Genomic DNA, 21,379 nt, shown 5'->3' on the forward strand with positions numbered 1-21,379 from the left:
GCGCGGCCTGTATCCTTGTACGGATTCGCACGGTCGCCATCCGTTCTTCCACCTCCCCCAACCGTTGCGTGACCTGACCGTGGCTTCGATCCGATCCGACATCGCATGGCGCCGCCACTGGCGCATCACCCTGCTGGCTGCGGCCGTCGCGCTCGCCGGCTGCTCGGTGGCGATGCCGAAACTGGAACCGCCGATCCCGGCGCAATGGCAGCACGCCATGGCATCGCAGGCTCCGGCGCCCACCGACCTGCGCGGCTGGTGGCGCGCGTTCGACGACCCGGCCCTGAACGCGCTGGTCGACCGGGCGCTGGCGCACAACCTCGACGTGGCGCAGGCGCTGGAACGGGTACGCGCCGCGCGCGTGCTGCAACGGCATGACGGCGCGCCCTACCTGCCCCACCTCAAGGCGAATACCGACCAGACGATCGACCCCGACGCCAGCGCCTCCTACCTGGTGGCCGGCTTCGACGCCAGCTGGGAATTCGGCCTGTTCGGCCGCGCCCAGGGCACCGAGCGCGAAGCGCAAGGCCAACTGGATTCCGGCATCGCCGACCTGCAGGCAGCGCGCGTGACCCTGGTGGCCGAAGTCGTGCGCAACTGGATCGAACTGCGCGCCGCGCAACGGCAGGAGGCACTGCTGCAACGCATCGGCGACCTGCGCAGCCGCCAACTCGACCTGCTGAAGATCCGCCAACACCTGCAACTGGCGCCGGCCAGCGCGGTGGATCAGGCCGCCGCCGCCGCCGCGCAGGCGCAGGCCGCGCTGGCCGCGCCGCGCCAGGCCGTCAACCAAGCCGCGCAGCGCCTGGCCGTGCTGGCGGGACAGAACCGACCCGACCCGGCCTGGCTGCAGGCCGGCCCGCAGCCGCAGTTGGGTGCGTGGCAATTGCCCGGCACGCCGGCCGACCTGCTGCGCACGCGCCCCGAGATCGCCCGCGCCGAGGCCGACGTGCTGCGCGCCGCCGGCGAGCTGGGCGTGGCGCATGCCGACCGCTTTCCCAGGCTCGGCCTCGACGCCTCGATGGTCTGGGCCAGCGACCTCAACAACAACCGCAAGCACACTTCGGACAACGGCCTCATCACCATGGGCCCGATGTTCGACATGCCGCTGTTCGACTGGGGCCTGCGCAAGGCAAACGAGAACGCCAAGTCGCACGAACTGAAGGCCGCCGTGCTGGCCTACCGCCAGGCCGTGCTGCAGGGCGTGGCCGAAGTGGAAACCGCGCTGGGCACGCTGCAGCAGCAGGAGCAGCGCGAGCAGCACAGCCTGGACGCCTGGCAGGCACTGCGGCATGCGGACGCCTCGCTGCAAACCCGCGTGAAGCTGCAACTGGACAGCCCGCTGGCGCTGGCCGACGGACAGCTCGTCGCCACGCAGGCCGCCATCGACCTGGCCGACGCACGCGCCAGCCGCAGCCTCGCCTACGTGGCGCTGTTCAAGGCCTTGGGTGGCGCACCGCTGCCTGCGGACGAGGCGCCCGGCGCGACGGCCGGCAAGTCCGCCGAGGCGGCGCACTGATGGTGGCCCTGGCGCGCAAGACCCTGGTGTACGAATGGCGGCGCTTCCTGCCCGCCATCCTCGCGGTGGGCTTCGCCGGCCTGCTGCAGCTGCTGCAGCTGGCGCTGGTGCTGGGCATCTTCGGCGCCACCAGCGTGTACATCACCGGCTCGTCCGCCGACGTGTGGGTGGGCTTCCCCGGCACCCAGAGCGTGGGTTCGGGCCGTTCCATCGACGCCAACGTGGAACCGCGCATCCTGATGGATCCGGCGGTGACGCGGGTCGAACCCTACGAGTGGATCGACGGCGACTGGCGCGGCACGGGTGACACCGGCGGCGTATCGGTGTTCGTGTCCGGCATCGACACCTCCGCCGACGGCCTGATGTTCTCCAGGGTGCTGCCGCCCGCATTGCGCGCACGGCTGGCCGAACCGGACGCGGTGATCGTGGATCGCGCCGACCTCGGCAAGCTCGGCGTGGCGCTGGGCCGCACCGCCACCATCAACGGCCGGCGCGTGCGCGTGGTCGGCGTGAGCAGCGGCCTGCGCGGGCTGGGCGGCATCAACGTGCTCGCCTCGCTGGACACCGCGCGCCGGCTCGACACCGACGACGCCGACAACGGCCCCACCTACCTCGTCGCCAAACTGCGCGATCCCGCGCAGGCCGACGCCGTCGCGGCACGGCTGCGCGGCAGCAGCGCCTTCGGCCCCTACACCGCGTGGAGCGCCGCCGACTTCGCGCACCGCTCGGTGCTCTACTGGCTGTTCGATACCGGCGCCGGCGCCGGCGTGCTCTTCCTCGCCGGCATCGTGTTCCTGGTCGGCGCGGTGATCACCAGCCAGACCCTGGTCGGCGCGGTGCAAGGCTCGGTGCGCGAATACGCCACGCTCAATGCGCTGGGCGTGGGTGTGGGCGCGCTGCGCAGGGTGGTGCTGGAACAGGCGTTCTGGGTGGGTGCGCTGGGCCTGGTCGGCGCCACCATGCTGGGCGTGCTGCTGCTGCTCGCGGCCCGTGCCGAAGACGTGCCGGTGACGCTCGGCCCGGTCGCCGCGCTGGCCTGCATCGCGCTGGTGATGGGCCAGGCCGCAGTGTCCGGCATGGCCGCCATGCGCAGCATGCGCCGCATCGACCCGGCGACCCTGCTGCGATGAACGCCACCATGCACGCCACCGCCGCAACGCCGCGCGCGCCCATCCTGCGCGCCGACGACGTCTGCAAGGCGTTCGCCTCCGGCAAGCTGCGCACGCAGGTGCTGAACGGCCTGTCGCTGAGCATCGATCCCGGCGAACTCACCCTGATCTCCGGCCCTTCCGGCTGCGGCAAGAGCACTCTGCTGGCCATCCTCAGCGGCCTGCAGAAAGTGGACAGCGGCCGCGTGCATGCGCTGGGCAGCGACCTGGCCCAGCTCGACCTGCATGCGCTGGAGCATTTCCGCCTGCGCCACACCGGCTTCGTGTTCCAGGGCTTCAACCTGTTCCCCGCGCTCACCGCGCTGGAGCAGGTGGAGCTGCCGCTCAACCACATGGGTCTGTCGAAACAGGAGGCCCGCGCCCGCGCGCAGCGTTCGCTGGAGGAAGTGGGCCTGGCCCATCGCATCCGGCTGCGGCCGTCCGAACTCTCCGGCGGCGAGAAACAGCGCGTGGCGATCGCGCGCGCGCTGGCCAAGGAGCCGGAACTGCTGTTCGCCGACGAGCCCACCAGCGCGCTGGACGCCGCCAACGGCCAGACCATCATCGACATCCTGCACACCATCGCCCGCACCCACGGCACCACCGTACTGTGCGTGAGCCACGACCCGCGCCTGGTCGCGCATGCCGACCGCGTGCTGGCGATGGAGGATGGCCGCATTCTCAGCGATCGACGCCTCGGCGTTGGCGCTCTCAAGGAAACCCCGCCATGACGCCTTCCGCCCTCCGCCTGCCGTGCCTCGCCGCGTGCGCGCTGGCCACTGCGCTCACGCTCGCCGCCTGCTCGAAGGGCGCGGAACCGACTGCGACCGCCGCTGCCAGCCAGTACGCCGCGGTGGCGCGCGGCCGCGTCGACATCGAAGGCGGCCTGCTCGCGCTCGCCATGCCGCGCGAAGGCGTGCTCGCCAGCGTGGCCGTGCACGAAGGCGACAGCGTGAAGCAAGGCCAGTTGCTGGCCACGCTGGACGCCCGTCCCGCCCAACTCGCGGTGGATTCCGCGCAGGCGCAGCTCGAACAGGCGCAGGCCCAGCTCAAGCTGCTGGCGGTCAAGCAGGCCGCCGCCAAGCTGCGCGCGCAACGCCTCGCCGCCGCCGCCGCCGCCGGCGCGGGCGACGGCCAGAGCGCGGACGACGCCCGCGAAGCCAGCGCACAGCTCGACGCCGAGCAAGCCGCCGACCAGGCCGCCGCCGACATCGCCGCGCAGAAACTCGCCGAGGCGAAATACGAACTGGCCCAGCGCAGCCTGCACGCTCCCTTCGACGCCACCGTGGTGCACGTGACCGCCCAGCCCGGCGCCAGCGTGTCCTCTTCCAACGCGCTGTTCACCCTGCTGCCGGACAAGCCGCGCATCGTGCGCGCCGAACTCAACGAGAGCTTCGTGGGCGCCGTGCATCCCGGCATGCGCGCCGAAGTGGTGGCCAACGACGACAGCGAAAACGGCCACTGGAACGCCCACGTGCTGCGCATCGGCCAAGTCTATGGCCCCGCCACACTGGAGAACGACCCGCAAACCCGCGCCAACACGCGCACGGTGGAATGCGTGCTGGCCTTCGACCAGCCGGAGCAGCAGTTGCGGATCGGGCAGCGGGTGATCGTGCGGTTTCTTCCTGACGACAAGCACTGACGCGCTTCGCTCCCTTTCCCTTTCGGTGGAGAGGCCGTCACTCCCTCTCCCCTTCGGAGAGAGGGTTGGGGTGAGGGGCGGGTGCTCGCGGGGACGCCTGTCGACGAGTGGTTCGTTCGCGAAAGGCTTTCGTGCGCCTGCGGCGCCCGAGTTACTTCTCCTTTGCTTGTCCAAAGGAGAAGTAACCAAGAGGAAACGACACCCCGCGGCGGCGCTTGCCGGGCCTCCTGCCCGGCAAGTCCGTGAGGCGCGGCCGGGCTTTTCGGCCGGGCCTCCTGCCCGGTCGAAAAGGCGTTGCCATCCATGGCAACGCCCGCTGCGCGGCCTGATCGTCCACGTCTCACCGCCACCGAGGGGCCCCGGAAGAGCTGGCGCGCATCGTGCACGCCAGAAGCAAAAGCAAAAGCTGGAGCGCTGCAAGCCCGCAGCGCTCCAGCTTTCGCCCTTGCCGCTGCCTTTGCTCTTTCCAAAAGTGCGCGCTGGGAGCGCGCTGCTTTACCCGGGGCCCCTATGGCGCGGCGGGTGGGCGGAGGAAAGTCCGTAAGGATGGCCGGCAGGGATGCCGGCCAGTTTTTCGCCAGCACAGGATGTGCTGTCGAAAAACCCCGCAGCCCACCCGCGTACCCGGAAGGCAGGATGCCTGGAGGGCGCGCCATCGGGGTGCCGTTTCTCTTTGGCTACTTTCTCTTTGGGCACGCAAAGAGAAAGTAGCTCGGCTGCCGGCAGGCAGACGAAACCGCCTTGAACCCAGCAAAACCACACAAAACTCCACATCCACAAGCCGAAAGACTGAAGAAACCGCCCCCTGCGAAGCTGCAAGCCTGAAAAACCACCGATGCGATCCGCATCGCTCCAGGTACCCCACGTGATTCAACAGACCGATTTCTTCTTCGAAGGCGGCCGCAGCGGCGTGTTGCTGATCCACGGCCTCACCGGCACGCCGATGGAGATGAAGCTGCTCGGCAAGGGCCTGAACCGCGCCGGCTACACCGTGCACGGCATGCAGCTGGCCGGCCATTGCGGCAACGCCGACGACCTGCTCGCCACCGGCTGGCGCGACTGGTACGCCAGCGTGGAGCAGGCTGCCGACGCGCTGCGCGAGAAGGTGGATCACCTGTTCGTGGGCGGCCTGTCGATGGGCGCCCTGCTCTCGCTCAAGCTCGCCGCCGACCGCCCCGACCAGATCGCCGGCGTGGGCGTGTACGGCGCCACCTTCCGCTACGACGGCTGGAGCATCCCGCGCATGGCGCGCATGTCCTTCATGCTGCCGCTGCTGAAGAAGCTCGGCATCGGCCGCAACCGCAGCTTCATGGAACAACCACCCTACGGCATCCGCGACGAGCGCCTGCGCGCCCAGGTCAGCACGGCGATGCTGGGCGGCGACAGCGCCGCCGCCGGCCTGCCCGGCAACCCGTGGTATTCGCTGGCCGAGATGTACGAACTGTCGACCACGGTGCGCCGCCAGCTGGCGCAGGTCACCGCGCCCTGCCTGGTGGCGCACGCCAGCGAGGACGACGTGGCCAGCATCCGGAACGCCGAACTGGTGATGCGCGAAGTCAGCGCCCCGGTCGAACTGCTGCTGCTGGACGACAGCTACCACATGATCACCATCGACAAGGAACGCCGAACCCTGATCGAGCGCTCCGCCGCGTTCTTCGACCGCGTGGCCGCGGCCGACCTTCCCCAGCGCGTGGCGGCCTGAGAGCCTGCCCATGGGTTCCATCTCCCCGCTCGTCGCCTTGCTGTGGGTGCTCAACGTGGTGCTCGACACCGGCGGGCAGCTCGCGTTCAAGGCCGCGGCCGGCGACCCCGCGGCCGGCGACGGCTTCGCGCGCTGGCTGTACATGGCGCGGCGGCCGTGGATCTGGCTGGGCATAGCCAGCTACGTGGTCGAGTTCCTGATCTGGATCGCCTTCCTCACGCTGCTGCCGCTCTCCGAGGCGATCCTGCTCGGCTCGATCAACATCGTGGCGATCATGGTGGCCGGGCGCTTCCTGTTCGGCGAGAAGCTCACCCGCCTGCGCGTGGCCGGCATCCTGCTGGTGACGCTGGGCGTGGTGATCGTGGGAGTGAGCGGATGAAGCGCGGCTGGTTCTACCTGATCGGTTTCCTGGTGCTGGTGCTGTTCGATTCGATGGGCGCCATCAGCTTCAAGTACGCCGGCATGCACGCGCTGCCGCTGGAGGCCAACACGGCCTGGCTGCTGCGCCTGTTCGGCAAGCCCTGGGTGTACGGCGCCGTGGTCGGCTACGTCGGCGCCTTCTTCACCTGGATGACCCTGCTCAAGCACGCGCCGATCGGCCCCGCCTTCGCCGCTTCGCACCTGGAGGTGGTGTCGGTGATGCTGCTGTCGATATGGCTGTTCCATGAGCCGCTCAGGCTGCCGCACGTGCTGGGCGCCATCGCCATCGTCGCCGGCATCGTCTGCCTCGGCTTTGCCGAGAGCCGCGAGCACGTGCCGGAAGAAGGCAAGGCCTGACCCGGCGCGCCGATGCTGCCACGCCGCCGCCACGAACTGCCGCCCACCGCCGGCCTGCCGCTGAAGCTGGCCGACCTGCGTCCCGGCAGGGCCACGCTGGCCGCCGACGTCGCCGCGCAGCTCGGCACGCCGCCGCTGGCGCTCACCTGTTCCGGCACTGCCGCGCTGCTGGTCGCGCTGGCTGCGCTGCGCGAACTGAAACCCGCGCGCCGCCGCGTGGCGATGCCCGCCTACACCTGCCCGCTGGTGCCGCTGGCCGTGCACCAGGCCGGGCTGGAACCCGTGCTGTGCGACCTGCGCCCCGGCCACTACGACATGGAGCCGCACGCGCTGCGCGCGGCCTGCGACGAGCGCACGCTGGCGATCCTGCCTACACACCTCGCCGGCCGCGTGGCCGACGTGGACGACGCGCTGGCCGTGGCCAACAACGTGGGCGCCTACGTGATCGAGGACGCCGCCCAGGCACTGGGCGCGCGGCGTGACGACTGCAGCGTGGGCCTGGCCGGCGACCTCGGCTTCTTCAGCCTCGCCGCCGGCAAGGGGCTGTCGATCTACGAAGGCGGCCTGCTCGCCGCGCGCGATCCCGAACTGCGCGAACGGCTGGCGCGCACCGCCGCACGCATCGCGCCTTTCAAACCTGGCTGGGAACTGCGCCGCAGCGCGGAGCTGCTGGGCTACGCCGCGCTATATCGTCCGCTGGGCCTGCGTCTCGCCTACGGCAATCCGTTGCGCCGTGCGTTGCGCCGTGGCGACCCGGTGGTCGCGGTGGGCGACGATTTCTCGCTGCCGCTGCCGCTGCATGCGGTGGGCCGCTGGCGGCAGGCCGTGGGCACGCACGCAGCCGCACGGCTGCCCGGCTTCATCGAACAATGCGCGGCGCGTGCGCAACGCTGGCTGCCGCGCCTGCGCGCCATTCCCGGCATCGATGTACTGGACGATCCGGCCGGCGCACGCGGCACCTGGCCTTTCTTCCTGCTGCTGCTGCCCGACCAGCGCCTCCGCGACGCCGCGCTGGAGCAGCTCTGGCAAGCCGGCCTGGGCGTGAGCCGCCTGTTCATCCATGCCCTGCCCGACTACGGCTACCTGCGCGGCATCGTGACCGCGACCGAGGTGCCGAACGCCCGCGACTTCGCCGCGCGCAGCCTCACCATCGGCAACAGCCAATGGCTTGCCGAAGCGGACATGGACGCGATCTGCGGCGTGCTGGAAACGCTCGCCTGAGTCAGCCGCCGCGCTCGGCGATGGCCGCGAGCAGCTTCAGATTCAGCGCATGCTGCTGCGCCTGCCAGCCGGCGACTTGCGCGGGATCGATCTCGGGCTGCTCGTCCATCGCGGAGAGCCTGCGCTTCCACCACGTGCGATAGCGGTAATGCGAAACCTCGCCGTTGATGTCGCTGCCGGCCAGTCCGTTGCGCAGGCTGGCGATCAGGGCCAGGGCGTGGTCGAGCTGCAGTCGGCCCTGATCCCAATTGGTGCGCGCCACCTCGGGCGCGAACGCGTCCTTGTCGATGGTGAGGTAACTGGGCAGGTTCTGCGTGCGCTGGTGTTCGACGAAGCCGTCGACCAGCGCCTCGGGCGTGTCGAAGCCGCGGAACGCGCGCACGATGCCCAGCCGGCGCGACCAGCCGGTGTCCACGCCCATGCTCCAGTACGTGAGCTTTCCGCGCATGAGCGGCGCGAGGTAGTTCTCCCACGCGTGGCCCGCGCCGATGTCGTGCGAGGTGATGCCCAGCACGTGCACGTGGTCGACGAAGAGCAATGCGGCGACGCGACGCACCCACGAACCGCAGTGCACGCCGAACGGAAAGCGCATGTTGTCGGGGTGGTTGTCCAGCACCACCACCTGGATGCTGGTGGCCGGCCTGAGCCGTGCGATCAGCGGCCAACTGAGGTGATGGAAGTCGCCCGAGCCGGTGAACACGGTGCCGTGATGCGCGGGCAGTTGCGCATCCAGCAGCGCACGGAAGCGGCGCATGGTGGCCAGCGAACAACCGAAGCGGATCGCCTCCTGCCATTCGGCCAGCGGCAGCACGAGGCCGCCGGGCAGTTGGCCTACCGAGCCGTCAATGTCGAGCACCACGGGACGGTGCGTCTTGGCGTTCATGAGCACCTCGGCGTATAGCCCCTCTCCCGCCGGGAGAGGGGTTGGGGTGAGGGTTCGGCAAGATTGCAACGCCTCGCTACGAACGTACCCTCACCCGCCTGCCGGCCCCCTTTCCCGAAGGGAGAGGGATTCACTTGGCTGCACCGAGGCATGCGATGAATGCCATGCAGGGATGTAACGGCGACGCGACAATCACCCATCGTCCCTCTCCGCAGCTTCCTGCCAGTTGCGATCGCTCTCGAAATGTCCGCCCAGCTTGCGCAGCAACGCGCGCAGCACGGGATTGCGCGCATACACCGCGTGGCGGGTGAAGGTCATGCTGGCGCCGAGGAAGGACTTCACTTCCGGGTCGGTCCAACCGGCCACGTAGTGCGTCAGGCCGCGTTCGCGCGCGTAGCCCAGGTTGTGCATCCAGCTCACGAAATACAGGTTGTGCTCGCGCGCCTCGGGATAGGCGAAGCCGATGTACTTGTCGATCAGCTTGCCGCCGTGTTCGTAGCAGAGGTTCCAGCCGATCAGCTTTCCTTCGTGTCGATAGGCGAACACCACGCCGCCGCCGTCCGCGTCCTGCAGCAGCAGGCGGAAGTAGTCCCGACTCAGGCGGTCGAAATGGATCTCGCTCTGCGCGTACACGTTGTCGAACAGCGCGTAGTACGCGGCCAGCGTGTCCTCGTCGCGGAAGCGCGCGTCGCCGGTGCGCACGACCTCGACGTCGAGATCCGCGCGCGCGCGCAGCTTTCGGCGGATGTTCTTCCGGCGGCTGTAGCTGAGCTTCGCCAGGTACTCGTCGTCCGAGGCGAAGTCGATCGGCACGTAGGCCAGCGCTTGCCCTTCCAGCAGCACGAAGCCCTCGGCTTCGCAGGCTTCCGCGAAGGCGCGCGCATGCGCGTTGTCGGCGTCGCCGAGCAGCGGCGAATCCTGCGCGATGTCCTTGACGATGAACAGTTTGCACTCGCGTCCCCACGCCAGCTTCAGGCCCTTCGCCAATTCGGCGGGCGGCACCTCCGTCGGCAACGGCGCGTACTCGGTCACGGTGCTGCCGGCGAAGCGGGTTTTCCAGCGCAGCAGGCGGCTCCAATGCCGGTACAGCGGCAGCGCAGCCACGCGTGTGCGCAACGCGTCGTCGGCCGTGGTCAGCAGGTCGAACGGCGCCACGAAACCCGGCATGCCCTGCGGCGAGCGTCCGGCCGTGAAGCCGATCGGCGGCTGCGCCAGGAACGCCGCCAACAGCGCGTCCGGTTCGAGTTGCGAAATGAAAGGCATGAGTAAGCGGGTTTGCCTAGACTATGGCGGTCAGCCTGCGCCATGCACCTTGCGCCGGCCTTCCATTGTCGCCCGCCACCGAGGACTCCGTCATGACCGGAACGACCCAGCAGCAAGTGTTCGAGATCATCGCCAAGCAGGCCAAGATCGACGTGGCGAACGTCAAGCCCGAGTCCACGCTGAAGGATCTGGGCGTCGCTTCGCTGGAGGCCATCGAGCTGATCTTCGACATCGAGGAGCACTTCGACATCCAATTCCCCGAGCAGCAGGGCGCCAACTTCGACAGCGACACCGCGCAGAGCCTGGTCGATGCCGTGCAGAAGGCGCTGGACGAGAAGGCCGCCTCGTAATGCCGACCATCGAAACGCGCCGCGTCGTCGTCACCGGCATGGGCGCGATCAGCCCGCTGGGCGTGGGCGCCCGCGCGCTGTGGCAAGGCCTGCGCGACGGGCGCTGCGCGATCGGCCCGCTGCGCCACAAGGACAGCGAGGTGCTGCGCGTGAAGATCGCCGCGCAGGTGCCGGAAAGCTTCGACCCCGCCACCGGCATCGACGAGCGCACCTTGCCCCTGCTCGACCGCACCTCGGAGTTCGCGCTGCACGCGGCACGCGAGGCGATCGCGCATTCGGGCCTCGACTTCGCCCGCGACGGACTGGGCCTGCGCACGGCCGTGGTGGTGGGCACCGGCGTGGGCGGCGAAACCACCCAGGACGAACAGAGTCGCCGGCTGTACGCGGAGAAGGCCACGCGCACCCACCCGCTCAGCATCGTGCGGCTGATGACCAATGCCTCGGCCAGCCAGATCAGCATCGCCTTCGGCCTGCGCGGCCCCACCTACGCGGTGGCCAGCGCCTGTGCCTCGGCCAACCACGCGATCATCCAGGCGGCGCAGATGATCCGCTTCGGCATGGTCGACGCGGCCGTCACCGGCGGCACCGAAGCCTGCCTGAGCTACGGCGCATTGCGCGCGTGGGAAGCCATGCGCGTGCTGTCCGACGACACCTGCCGCCCGTTCAGCGCCAACCGCCGCGGCCTTGTGCTGGGCGAAGGCTCCGGCATCTTCGTGCTGGAATCGCTGGAGCACGCCCGCGCGCGCGGCGCCACCATCCTCGCCGAACTCGCCGGCACCGGCATGAGCGCCGACGCCAGCGACATCGTGATGCCCAGCGCCGAGGGCGCCGCCTCCGCGATGCGCCAGGCGCTCGCCGAGGCCGGGCTGAATCCCGAGGACGTGGACTACGTCAACGCCCACGGCACCGGCACGCAGGCCAACGACGCCACCGAGACGCGCGCGATCCGCCTCGCCTTCGGCGCGCATGCCGACAAGCTTGCGGTGTCCTCCACCAAGTCCATGCACGGCCATGCGCTGGGCGCTTCCGGCGCGCTGGAGCTGGTGGCCGTGATCGGCGCTCTGCGCGAGAACGTGGTGCCGCCCACCGCCAACCTGGACAAGCCCGATCCGGCCTGCGACCTCGATTACGTGCCGAACGTCGCGCGCGAAATGCCGGTGCGTGCGGTACTGAGCAATTCGTTCGCGTTCGGCGGCCTCAACGCCGTGCTGGCGTTGAAGCGGGCGCCCTGATCGGAGCGCCTCAAGCAAGCGGGTCGCTGCGTTGCTCGTCATTCCCGCGTAGGCACACTGCTGTCCGGAATAATCTGGGGATGGTGTCGAAGGATGAAGGCCCGCGCCGCTTGCACGAAGCATTGCGGGAAGGCGACTTCATTTCCGATAACAACCACCTACCCAGACTGTCATCCCGGCGAAGGCCGGGATCCAGTAGCGACCATGTTCGCTCAGGCCGCACGGCCACTGGATTCCGGCCTGCGCCGGAATGACGAGAAAGACCGCGGCCACGAATGTTCAAAATTATTCCGGGCAGTAGTGCGCGTAGGCAGGACAAGCGCGAAGCGCGCAGAACGTCCGAAGGGCGGCCCGCAGGGCGAGCGCAGCGAGTCATCCAGCGCCTTTGTACCGGCGCAGGCGACAAAGCCGTTTCGTGCGCCTGCTGGCGCAAACGAGATGTCAGAAACAACCAAAAGCGCTCTGCGCCTCACCCGCCCTTCGCCACCGCCCGCGAACGATCGCTCACCCACCCGCTCCACGAAGGCGCATAGAGGCGTGAGCCGGCGAGTCCGGCGTGCTCCATCGCCAACAGGTTGTGGCAGGCGGTGACGCCGGAGCCGCACATGTGCACCACGTCGGCAGGCGCGCGCGCGCCCAGCACTGCGCGGAATTCGCGCTGCAGTTCCTCCGCACCCTTGAAGCGGCCATCGGCGGCGAGGTTGTCGGCGAATGGGCGGTTGAGCGCGCCGGGCACGTGGCCGGCGACGGGGTCGAGCGGTTCCACGTCGCCGCGATAGCGCGGGGCGGCGCGGGCGTCGATCAGCAAGGGCACAGGCGCGGCATGCAGCGCCGCGTGATCGAGCACGACCTGCGCGGGGTCGAAGCGTACCGACACCGTGGTGGCCACGCGCTGCGGCACGACGGTTTCCACCGGCAGGCCGGCGGCCAGCCATGCGCCGTAGCCGCCGTCGAGCACGGCCACGGCGCGTTCACCGGCAAAGCGCAGCAGCCACCACAGGCGTGCGGCGGCCAGCGCGCCGTTGGCGGCGTCGTAGGCCACCACCTGCAGGCCAGGCCGCCAGCCCCAGCGGCCAAGCACGGCCGAGAAGGCTTCCGCCGATGGCAGCGGATGGCGGCCCAGGCCCTGCGCCTGCAGCGAGAGGTCGGATAGATCCGTGTCCAGCTCGGCGTAGACCGCGCCGGGGATGTGGCCGGCTTCGTAGTCGCACCGCCCCTTGGCCGGGTCGGCGAGATCCTTGCGGCAATCGACGACCAGCACCTCGCCCGGCGGCAGCGCGGCGAGCTCGGCTGCGGAAACCAGCGTGGTCTTCATGCGCGTCCCATCCTCTTCAGCAGGTTGAGCAGGATCGCCGCGGTGGCGCCCCAGATGCGGTGGCCGCCGTGCACGAACTCCACCATCTCGCGCCGGTGGCCGCGGAATTCCATGGTGTAGCGGCGCAGGTTAGCCGGATCGAGGAAGAACGCCAGCGGCACCTCGAACACCTCGGCCACTTCGCCGGGCGCGGCTTTCAGCGCGGCGTACTCGGCGATGCGCGCCACCACCGGCGTGATGCGGTAGCCGCTGATCGTCTCGAAGTTGTCGAGGTAGCCCAGCGGCGTCACCAACGACGGATCGAGGCCGATTTCCTCCTTGCTCTCGCGCAGGGCGGTGGCCAGCGCGTCGGCGTCGCCGGGATCCATGCGCCCGCCGGGAAGCGCCACCTGCCCCGCGTGCGAGGGCAGGTCGTCGGTGCGTACGGTGAGCACCAGCCGCGCTTCGCCGCCGTCGCGGAGGGCCAGCAGCACCGCGGCCTGCCGGCGCTGCGCGGTGCCCAGCAGCTCGCTCATGTCGGCGTGGTTCCAGCCCGGCGCGGTGGGCGGTTCCGAAAGAGGCAGCAGCGCCGGCAGCAGATCGTCGTTCATGGATGCTTCCGCAACGGCAGCACGTCGCGCATCACGCGCAGGCGCTCCGCCTCGCTCATGGCGCGCCAGCGGCCGATTTCGTCGATCGTGCGGCGGCAGCCGATGCAATAGCCCTGCGGATCCAGTCGGCAGATGCCGATGCACGGCGTGGCCGCAGGTGGTGCGGAAGGAAGTTGGTTCGACATGTGCCGCCATTTTAGCAGCGGGCCGGCGCTTGCTCAGGGCGAGCCGTGCTCCGTCGTATCCGGCTTGATCGCCAGCAGCTCGATCTCGAACACCAGCGCCTCGTTGGGGCCGATGCGCGGCAGCGCGCCTTCCTTGCCGTAGGCCAGTTGCGGCGGGATCACCACCTTCCAGCGGTCGCCCACGCGCATGCGCGGGATCACGTCGCGCCAGCCGGGGATCACGTGATCCACCGCGAAGCTCACCGGCGCGCCGTGCGCCCAGGTGCTGTCGAACTCGGTGCCGTCCACCAGCATGCCGCGGTAGTTCACCACCACCGTGCTGGTGACCGTGGGGCTGGCCTTGCCGTCGCCCTTCTTCATCACGGAATACTGGATGCCGGACGGCAGCGTTACCACACCGGGCAGCTTGGCGTTGCGCGCCATGAAGGCGGCGCTCTTGCGCGCGTTGGCGGCGGCGACCTGCTCGAATTCGGCCTGCGCGTCGGTGCGCAACTGCTGGTTGAAGGCGCGCAGTTGCTGGTGCATCGCCTGCATCGACACCGCGGGCTGGCGCTTGTCGTAGGCGTCCTGGATCGCGCGCTGCAGGGTGGCGATGTCGATGTCGGGCACGCCGGGCTGGCTGCGGCCGTCGGCGAACTGGCTGCCGATCTGGTAGCCGATGGCATAGGAAAGCTTGGCCTTGTCCAGCTTCGCCGGTGCCGGCGCCTGCGCCGGCGGTTGCATGCGCGTCTGCGCGTGCGCCGCACCGACCAGTAGCAGGCAGGGCAGCAGCCAACGCAGTCGTGTCATGCCGTTCTCCATCGCGCGCCAGGGCGCCACATCGTAAGGGTTTCGTCCGCCCCGTGCAGGTAGGAACCCGAGCGGCCATAAAGGTTCCCGCTGTTACCATGTGCGTTTCGCCACCGCTGGAGCCGGCCCATGGCCTATCGCAATCTGGAAATCGCCAACCGCGGCGCGGTGCGCACCATCACGGTGAACCGCCCGGACAAGCTCAACGCGCTGAACCGCGACACGCTCAACGAGCTGACCCTCGCCTTCGCCCAGGCCGCGCAGGACGACGACGTGCGCGCGGTGGTGCTCACCGGCGCGGGCGAAAAGGCCTTCGTGGCCGGCGCCGACATCGCCGAGATGAACGGCTACACGCCGGTGCAGGCGCAGGGCTTCTCGCGCGCCGGCCAGCAGCTGATGACGGGCATCGAACGCCTAAGCAAGCCGGTGGTCGCGCGCATCCAGGGCTTCGCGCTGGGTGGCGGCATGGAGCTGGCGATGGCCTGCCACCTGCGCGTGGCCAGCGAGAAGGCGAAGTTCGGCCAGCCCGAGATCAACCTCGGCCTGATCCCCGGCTTCGGCGGCACCCAGCGCCTGCTGCGCCTCGCCGGCCGCAGCGCCGCGCTGGAGCTGTGCCTCACCGGCGCGACCATCAACGCGCAACGTGCCTATGAGCTGGGCATCGTCAACCGCGTGGTGGCGCCGGAGGCGCTGGACGAGGCGGTAGCCGCGCTGGCCGACCAGCTCGCCGCCGCCGCGCCGCTGGCCGCCGCTGGCATCCTCGACGCGGTGCTGCAGGGCGGCGAGGCTGCGCTGGATCAGGGTCTGGAATTCGAGACGCAGGGCTTCGCGCTGATGTTCTCCACCGAGGACATGCGCGAGGGTACGTCAGCGTTCCTGGAAAAGCGCAAGGCGGCGTTCAAGGGTGCCTGATCGCCATTCTCCCTCTCCCCTCCGGGGAGAGGGCTGGGGTTAGGGGACATGCTCGCAGCAGGCTCCCATCGAAGCCACTTCGCGAGCACCCGCCCCTCACCTCGATCCTCTCCCCAAAGGGGAGAGGAAGCAGGTTCAGTGATGCCCGCCTGCATATTTCTTCTCGCCCGCCGTTACCGCGACATCCAGCCGGTTCTCCGGCGGCGCCAGCGGGCAGGTGGCGAACGGCGTGAACGCGCACGGCGGGTTGTAGGCCTTGTTGAAATCCAGCACCACCTTGCCCGGCTTGTCGATGCCACCGGAGGGCAGCGCCGCGTAGAGAAAGCGTGCGGCGCCGTAAGTCTCCTTGCCCGAAGTCTTGTCCGCGATCACGAAGAACAGCTCGCCGCCCGGCTCCTCCTGGTAGGGCAGCAGCTCGAACGCGTGGCCGTCGCGGTGGAACACCGCCTTGCCCGGCACCTTCACCTTGTCGATGGTACCGATGGCCGTGCCGATCTCGAGGTCGTGCTCCGGCACGAAGGGCACCCAGTCGGCCTCGATGCGCCAGCTCGCGTCGATCGGGAAATAGTCGATGCCGGCGAAGTCGCGGCGCGCCTCGGCGTCGGTGTCCTTCACGCGCAGCGCCTTGCGGCCGTCGCGGTCGATGACGAAGAAACTCGCGTGGCCGAAACGCACCGTGGTGGGCGTGGCATCCGCGCCGGCGTGCATGTCGTCGACCAGCGGTGCTTCGGCGACGGATTTGCCGTCAACAGTGGCGCCGCTGTCCTTGTCCAGCGCGATGCGCACCGCGCCATCCGCCATCAGCGTCACCGTGCCGAGATGCGCGGGGCCGGCCTTCAGCACGATGTCGTTGTCGACGGCGCTGCCCACGCGGTTTGCGCCCTCGTGCAGCCATTCCAGGCCGATCAGGCTGAGCCAGCCGTCCTGCGCGGTGAGCCGCGCCACGCGGCCGGCGCGCCATTGTTCGATCTGCTGCACGTGGGCGGTACTGGAAGACGGGGCATCGGCGGCAGACACGGCGGCAACTCCGGAAAAAACGGCAAGCAGGGTGGTGGCGGCGCGCAACATGGGCGGGCCTCGAACAGGAAAGGTTCCGAGTATGGGCAGCCGGGCGCGCAACCGGCAAGCCTGCATGGCTCTGCGGCCTTCTCTCGCCACGCCGCACCGCGCCCGCGCCGATCGACTCGCGCCGCATGTGGACGATACGCGTGCCGGTCGCACGAAATCCGGCGGCATCCGGGCGACAGGCTTTGCGGTTGTCCCGCCGGCTGGAGAGCCGCGGAAGCGGCTTCCCGGCTCGATTGACTCTCCCCCTCCCGGCTCCTACAGTCCCCCCGCATCGGCCATCCCATGAAAAGGCACGACATGATCGATACTGGCGAGCGGGCCACCCCGCCAGGGGGGACGGCACAGGTGCGCCTGCTTGATTCGGTGGCGGCGATAACCCATCACCGCGATGTGGGAGCCCTCGACCACAGCATGGTGTTGACGCTGGCCGAACTGACCGCCGCACGCAGCGTTTCGCTCGCCAGGCACGACGGCAATGGCCCGATGGAGATCGTGCATTGCGAATCCGATGGGAACGGCGGCTACCGCCTGCCCATCGAGGTAACCGATCCCTCGGCACCCGAGTGGGAGCCCCTGCGGTGCTTCATGGCGCAAGGCGGAACCACGGCGCACGAAACGGCAGGCGCGTACAACCTGCTGGTGCCGATCCTGCAGGACAAGCGCGTGATCGGCGCATTGCAACTGCAACTGCACAGCCCGACACCGGCGGGAACCAGCCACCTGCTGGCGGAAGGCTTCGCGCGCATCTACGCCAACTACGCCACGCTGCTCCACGAGAGCGAGCGCGACAAACTCACCGGCCTGTACAACCGGCGCAGCCTGGAACGCCAGTTGCGCCAGCTGTTGAAGACCAACGAACAGGTGTCGGCGGAGCAGCCGGCGGACGAACAACCGAGGGTGTGGCTGGCGATCCTGGACATCGACCATTTCAAGCGCATCAACGACACCTACGGCCACCTGATCGGCGACGAGGTGATCCTGCTCCTCTCGCAGCTCATGACCCGTGGTTTCCGGCGCGAGGACGTGCAGTTCCGCTTCGGTGGCGAGGAGTTCGTGACCCTGCTCGGCGGCTTGGACGAAGGCACCGTGCTTGCCATGCTGGAACGCTTCCGCCAGCAGGTGGCCGAGCACGTGTTCCCCCAGGTGGGCAGGGTCACCATCAGCATGGGTTACACCCGCGTGCGGCGGCAGGATTATCCGGAAAACGCGCTGGAACGAGCCGACAAAGCGCTCTACTACGCCAAGGAAAACGGCCGCAACGCCGTCTGCGGCCACGAGGATCTGAAACGCCGCGGCCTGCTCGGCGACGACGTGGCCACCGGCAGCATCGACCTCTTCTGATCCCTGCGCGGGCAGGATCGATCCATGGGCGCCCGGACTTCAACGTCCGCGCATGAACAGCTTGTCCAGTTCCGCCAGCGAAAGCTGCGTCCAGGTGGGCCGCCCGTGGTTGCACTGGCCGGAACGCTCGGTGGCCTCCATCTCGCGCAGCAGCGCGTTCATCTCGGGGATGGAGAGGCGCCGCCCCGCACGCACCGAGCCATGGCAGGCCATGGTGGAAAGCAGCTCGTTCTCCAGTTCCTGCAGTCGGCGCGAGCTGCCGTGCTGGGCGAGTTCGGCCAGCACGTCGCGGGTGAGCTGCGTCACGTCGGCGCCTTCGAGCAAGGCGGGGATGCGCCGCACCACCACGCCGGACGGCCCGCTGCGCGACAGCTCCAAGCCCCATTCGGCCAGGGCATCGGCATGCTCTTCCGCAGCAGCGGCTTCCTTCGCACTCACCGCGAGGTTGAGCGGCACCAGCAGCAGTTGCGAGCGCAGGTTGCTGCACACGCGGCCGGCCTTGAGCTTCTCGTAGGTGATGCGCTCGTGCGCGGCGTGCATGTCCACCAGCACCAGGCCCTGCGCATTCTCGGCCAGCACGTAGATGTTCTTGAGCTGGGCGATGGCGTAGCCCAGCGGGGGTGCCTCGCCCTCTTCCGTCGCCGGCATGGACGCGGCAACCGGCGCCGCGCGCGGCGGCTCGCCCAGCAGCGCGGCGTAGTCGGCCAGCGGTTCGTCGCGCACGCCCAGCGCGAGGCGGTTCTGTTCGGCGCGCGCGGGCCACGACGACATGCGCGCGATGGCCGGCAGGCCGGGCGCGGGCGCACTCGCGGTGCTCATGTGCAGGCGGCCGTCGTCGGCCTGCGCATGCGATTCCACCTGGCCGGCGCGGGTCTGCGCCAGCGCCTCGTGCAGGGTGCGGAACAGGAAGTCGTGCACCAGCCTCTGCTCGCGGAAGCGCACCTCGTGCTTGGCCGGATGCACGTTGACGTCCACGCCGGCGGGATCGAGTTCGAGGTACAGCACGAAGGCCGGATGGCGACCGTGGAACAGCACGTCGGCGTAAGCCTGGCGCACCGCATGGGCCACCACGCGATCGCGCACCAGCCGGCCGTTGACGTAGAAGTACTGCTGGTCGGACTGGCTGCGCGAGGCGGTGGGCAAGCCCACCCAGCCGGACAGCCGCATGCCCGCGGCGGCGTGATCCACGCGCAGGCTTTGCGCGGGGAAATCCTCGCCCAGCACCTCGGCCACGCGCGCGAGTTGCGCCTGCGCGTCGCGCGCAGCCTTCCAGATGCGCACCGGCTTGCCGTTGTGGCTGAGCCGGAACTCCACGCTGCCGCGCGCCAGCGCCAGAGACTTCAGCAGGTCGTCGATGTGCGCGAACTCGGTGCGCTCGGCGCGCATGAACTTCTTGCGCGCGGGCACGTTGTAGAACAGGTCGCGCACTTCCACGCTGGTGCCCGGCGGATGCTGCGCGGGGCGCGCGGCCTGCAGCCTGCCGCCGTCCACCTCGATGCGGAACGCGGCGTCGGCCTCGCGCTGGCGCGAGGTGAGCGCGAAGCGTGCCACCGACGACACCGAGGCCAGCGCCTCGCCGCGGAAACCCATGCTGGCGACGTGCTCCAGGTCGTCGAAGCTGCCGATCTTGCTGGTGGCGTGCGAGGCCACCGCCAGCGGCAGTTCGTCGGGCGCGATGCCGCCGCCGTCGTCGCGCACGCGGATCAGCCGCGCGCCACCCTGCTCGATGTCGACCTCGATGCGCGAGGCGCCGGCGTCGAGGCTGTTCTCGACCAGTTCCTTGACCACGGACGAGGGGCGCTCGATCACCTCGCCGGCGGCGATCTGGTTGATGAGCTCGGGGGGCAGCGGACGGATGACGGGCATCCGCGCACTTTAGCAGTTCGGCTGGATCAGCCCGCCGGGATAGCCAGCACGGTGCCGGCGCGCACCACGTTGCCGTCGATGTGGTTGGCGTTCTTCAGCGCGCCCACGCTGATGCCGTACTGCCGCGCGATGCTGCGCAGGCTTTCGCCCTCGCCCACCCGATGCAGGTCGCGCACGCCGGCATCGGCGACGGGCTGCGTGGCCGGCTCGTCGCGGCGACCGGAGGCAGCAGCCTTCGCCGGCTTACCCGCCTTGGCCGAGGCCAGCTCCACGCCGTTGCGGTGCGCTTCCTGCGCCGCGAACCAGGTTCCCGGCGGCGGCGTGGACTCGAAGTAGCTCTTCACGCCGCTCATCACCGCTTCGGCCAGCGCCTTCTGGTGCAAGGGATCGCGGAGCTTGCGCTCCTCGCTCGGGTTGCTGATGAAAGCCGTCTCGACCAGGATCGAAGGCACGTCGGGGGAGCGCAGCACCACGAAGTTGGCGCGCTCCACGTAGCCGCGATGGGTGGGGCCGATCTGCGCCAGCGACTTCAGCACGTTGCCGGCGACCGTGTCGCTGGCCTGCACCGCCCAGCCCTGCTGCATGTCCAGCAGCACCTTGGCCAGGCCGTCGCTCTTGTCGTCCAGCGACACGCCGCCGATCAGGTCGGAACTGTTTTCGCGGTCGGCCAGCATGCGCGCCGCCACCGAGCTCTTGCCGCGCGAGGACAGCACCCACACCGAGGAGCCGCGCGCGTCGCCGCTGGTGAAGGCGTCGGCATGGATGGAGACGAACAGGTCGGCGTCGTGCTCGCGGGCGATCTGGTAGCGGCGCGCCAGCGGAATGAAGTAGTCGCCGTCGCGGGTGAGGATGGCCTTCATGCCCGGCTGCTTGTTGATCTGCGCGGCGAGGTCGCGTGCCACCGCCAGGGTGACGTTCTTCTCCAGCGTGCCGTCCGGTCCGTGCGAACCGGGATCCTTGCCGCCATGGCCGGCGTCCACGCACACCACCACCTTGCGCTGGCCGTTCAGCAGCGCGGCGGCCTGCTGGGTGGCCTGCCGGCTGGCGCCGATGGCCTTGCTGTCGTGGCGGGCCGTCACCGTCGCCACGACGGGCTCCGGCCGCGCATCCGTGGGTTCGCCGCTTGGAGCGGCGGCCACCGGGGCATCATCAACCGCTGCGGATTTGCCGCCCGGCAGCAGATCCAGCACCAGCCGGTAATGGTCGCCCTTGCTGGGCGCAAGCACGAAGCTGCGCACCTTGCTGCCGGCGGCCACGTTCGCCGTGAGTTGCAGGCTCCCGCCCCGCTGGCTGTGGCTCATGCCGCGGAACAGGCCGTGTGCGCCCGGATCGGCGTAATCGCCCGCGATCCTGCTCCGGGCCAGATCCACCACGACCCGGCCGTCCCGGCGGTCGATGCGGTAGTCCGGCTTGCCGTCCAGGTCGAACACCAGCCGCGTGTGGCTGGCATCGGCCCAGACGCGCGCCGACGTGACATCGGCCGCGTGCGCGCCAACGGGCGCCATCGCCGCCGCGAAAGCGACGACAAGCACCCCACCCAAGTTGTTCAGGTAGCCACGCATGAGGCGCATTGAAT

General features: G+C 69.6%; 19 protein-coding genes and 1 pseudogene. 12 read left to right on the plus strand and 8 right to left on the minus strand.

Annotation, left to right across the window (positions count from 1 at the left end; translation table 11 throughout):
• Positions 1 to 79: 79 nt before the first annotated feature.
• From ACZ5Z2_RS12290 to ACZ5Z2_RS12325, 8 genes are all read left to right on the plus strand, one after another.
• The gene (locus tag ACZ5Z2_RS12290) at positions 80 to 1,519 is read left to right on the plus strand and encodes an efflux transporter outer membrane subunit (RefSeq protein WP_464758874.1); all 1,440 of its coding nucleotides are present in this window, start codon (positions 80 to 82) and stop codon (positions 1,517 to 1,519) included.
• Entirely contained in the window at positions 1,519 to 2,649 is a 1,131-nt protein-coding gene (locus tag ACZ5Z2_RS12295) for an ABC transporter permease (protein ID WP_464758875.1), read from the plus strand. Before ACZ5Z2_RS12290 ends, ACZ5Z2_RS12295 begins: the two co-directional genes overlap by 1 nt.
• 8 nt (positions 2,650 to 2,657) lie before the next feature.
• The gene (locus ACZ5Z2_RS12300; protein WP_464758876.1) at positions 2,658 to 3,398 is read left to right on the plus strand and encodes an ABC transporter ATP-binding protein; all 741 of its coding nucleotides are present in this window, start codon (positions 2,658 to 2,660) and stop codon (positions 3,396 to 3,398) included.
• Positions 3,395 to 4,309 carry an efflux RND transporter periplasmic adaptor subunit gene (locus ACZ5Z2_RS12305; RefSeq protein ID WP_464758877.1) on the plus strand — a complete coding sequence of 305 codons (915 nt, stop codon included), beginning with the start codon at positions 3,395 to 3,397 and terminating at the stop codon, positions 4,307 to 4,309. The genes ACZ5Z2_RS12300 and ACZ5Z2_RS12305 overlap by 4 nt, the downstream gene beginning before the upstream one ends.
• An 865-nt stretch (positions 4,310 to 5,174) precedes the next feature.
• A complete protein-coding gene (locus ACZ5Z2_RS12310; RefSeq protein WP_464758878.1) occupies positions 5,175 to 6,011 on the plus strand; it encodes an alpha/beta hydrolase in 837 nt (278 codons plus the stop codon).
• A 10-nt stretch (positions 6,012 to 6,021) separates the two neighbouring features.
• Positions 6,022 to 6,390, plus strand: coding sequence for an EamA family transporter (locus tag ACZ5Z2_RS12315; RefSeq protein WP_464758879.1), 369 nt, complete (start codon positions 6,022 to 6,024; stop codon positions 6,388 to 6,390).
• Positions 6,387 to 6,788: a DMT family transporter gene (locus ACZ5Z2_RS12320; RefSeq protein ID WP_464758880.1), complete on the plus strand. Its 402-nt coding sequence runs from the start codon at positions 6,387 to 6,389 to the stop codon at positions 6,786 to 6,788. Before ACZ5Z2_RS12315 ends, ACZ5Z2_RS12320 begins: the two co-directional genes overlap by 4 nt.
• A gap of 12 nt (positions 6,789 to 6,800) precedes the next feature.
• A complete protein-coding gene (locus ACZ5Z2_RS12325; protein WP_464758881.1) occupies positions 6,801 to 8,009 on the plus strand; it encodes a DegT/DnrJ/EryC1/StrS family aminotransferase in 1,209 nt (402 codons plus the stop codon).
• 1 nt (position 8,010) lies between these two features.
• Here ACZ5Z2_RS12325 and ACZ5Z2_RS12330 read toward each other — a convergent pair whose 3' ends face one another.
• Both ACZ5Z2_RS12330 and ACZ5Z2_RS12335 read right to left on the minus strand, forming a co-directional pair.
• Complete coding sequence (locus ACZ5Z2_RS12330) at positions 8,011 to 8,892, minus strand: hypothetical protein (RefSeq protein WP_464758882.1); 882 nt, start codon at positions 8,890 to 8,892, stop codon at positions 8,011 to 8,013.
• 192 nt (positions 8,893 to 9,084) lie between these two features.
• Positions 9,085 to 10,155 carry a GNAT family N-acetyltransferase gene (locus ACZ5Z2_RS12335; RefSeq protein WP_464758883.1) on the minus strand — a complete coding sequence of 357 codons (1,071 nt, stop codon included), beginning with the start codon at positions 10,153 to 10,155 and terminating at the stop codon, positions 9,085 to 9,087.
• 92 nt (positions 10,156 to 10,247) lie between these two features.
• Here ACZ5Z2_RS12335 and ACZ5Z2_RS12340 point away from each other — a divergent pair, with 92 nt between their 5' ends.
• On the plus strand, positions 10,248 to 10,505 hold the full coding sequence (locus ACZ5Z2_RS12340; RefSeq protein WP_464758884.1) for an acyl carrier protein: 258 nt from the start codon (positions 10,248 to 10,250) through the stop codon (positions 10,503 to 10,505).
• Positions 10,505 to 11,737: a beta-ketoacyl-[acyl-carrier-protein] synthase family protein gene (locus tag ACZ5Z2_RS12345; RefSeq protein WP_464758885.1), complete on the plus strand. Its 1,233-nt coding sequence runs from the start codon at positions 10,505 to 10,507 to the stop codon at positions 11,735 to 11,737. The genes ACZ5Z2_RS12340 and ACZ5Z2_RS12345 overlap by 1 nt, the downstream gene beginning before the upstream one ends.
• Before the next feature lie 469 nt (positions 11,738 to 12,206).
• Here ACZ5Z2_RS12345 and ACZ5Z2_RS12350 read toward each other — a convergent pair whose 3' ends face one another.
• The 3 genes and pseudogenes from ACZ5Z2_RS12350 to ACZ5Z2_RS12360 form a co-directional block, all read right to left on the minus strand.
• On the minus strand, positions 12,207 to 13,052 hold the full coding sequence (locus ACZ5Z2_RS12350; protein ID WP_464758886.1) for a sulfurtransferase: 846 nt from the start codon (positions 13,050 to 13,052) through the stop codon (positions 12,207 to 12,209).
• Positions 13,049 to 13,827 (minus strand): annotated as a pseudogene (locus ACZ5Z2_RS12355) (NUDIX hydrolase). Before ACZ5Z2_RS12355 ends, ACZ5Z2_RS12350 begins: the two are co-directional and overlap by 4 nt.
• Positions 13,828 to 13,860: 33 nt before the next feature.
• Positions 13,861 to 14,616, minus strand: a complete 756-nt coding sequence (locus ACZ5Z2_RS12360; protein ID WP_464758887.1) for an FKBP-type peptidyl-prolyl cis-trans isomerase — start codon at positions 14,614 to 14,616, stop codon at positions 13,861 to 13,863.
• Between the two features lie 129 nt (positions 14,617 to 14,745).
• Here ACZ5Z2_RS12360 and ACZ5Z2_RS12365 point away from each other — a divergent pair, with 129 nt between their 5' ends.
• On the plus strand, positions 14,746 to 15,528 hold the full coding sequence (locus ACZ5Z2_RS12365; RefSeq protein WP_464758888.1) for an enoyl-CoA hydratase/isomerase family protein: 783 nt from the start codon (positions 14,746 to 14,748) through the stop codon (positions 15,526 to 15,528).
• A gap of 135 nt (positions 15,529 to 15,663) precedes the next feature.
• Here the strand turns inward: ACZ5Z2_RS12365 and ACZ5Z2_RS12370 are convergent, their stop codons facing one another.
• Positions 15,664 to 16,596, minus strand: coding sequence for a DUF1684 domain-containing protein (locus ACZ5Z2_RS12370; protein WP_464758889.1), 933 nt, complete (start codon positions 16,594 to 16,596; stop codon positions 15,664 to 15,666).
• Positions 16,597 to 16,893: 297 nt separating this feature from the next.
• On the opposite strand from ACZ5Z2_RS12370, the gene ACZ5Z2_RS12375 reads away from it, so the two are divergent.
• Entirely contained in the window at positions 16,894 to 17,937 is a 1,044-nt protein-coding gene (locus ACZ5Z2_RS12375) for a GGDEF domain-containing protein (RefSeq protein WP_464758890.1), read from the plus strand.
• 39 nt (positions 17,938 to 17,976) lie between these two features.
• Here ACZ5Z2_RS12375 and mutL read toward each other — a convergent pair whose 3' ends face one another.
• Both mutL and ACZ5Z2_RS12385 read right to left on the minus strand, forming a co-directional pair.
• Positions 17,977 to 19,803, minus strand: a complete 1,827-nt coding sequence (gene mutL, locus ACZ5Z2_RS12380; RefSeq protein WP_464758891.1) for a DNA mismatch repair endonuclease MutL — start codon at positions 19,801 to 19,803, stop codon at positions 17,977 to 17,979.
• A gap of 26 nt (positions 19,804 to 19,829) precedes the next feature.
• Entirely contained in the window at positions 19,830 to 21,365 is a 1,536-nt protein-coding gene (locus ACZ5Z2_RS12385; RefSeq protein ID WP_464758892.1) for an N-acetylmuramoyl-L-alanine amidase, read from the minus strand.
• Between the last annotated feature and the right edge of the window lie 14 nt (positions 21,366 to 21,379).

The sequence above is a fragment of the Rhodanobacter sp. G1 genome (assembly GCF_055397855.1).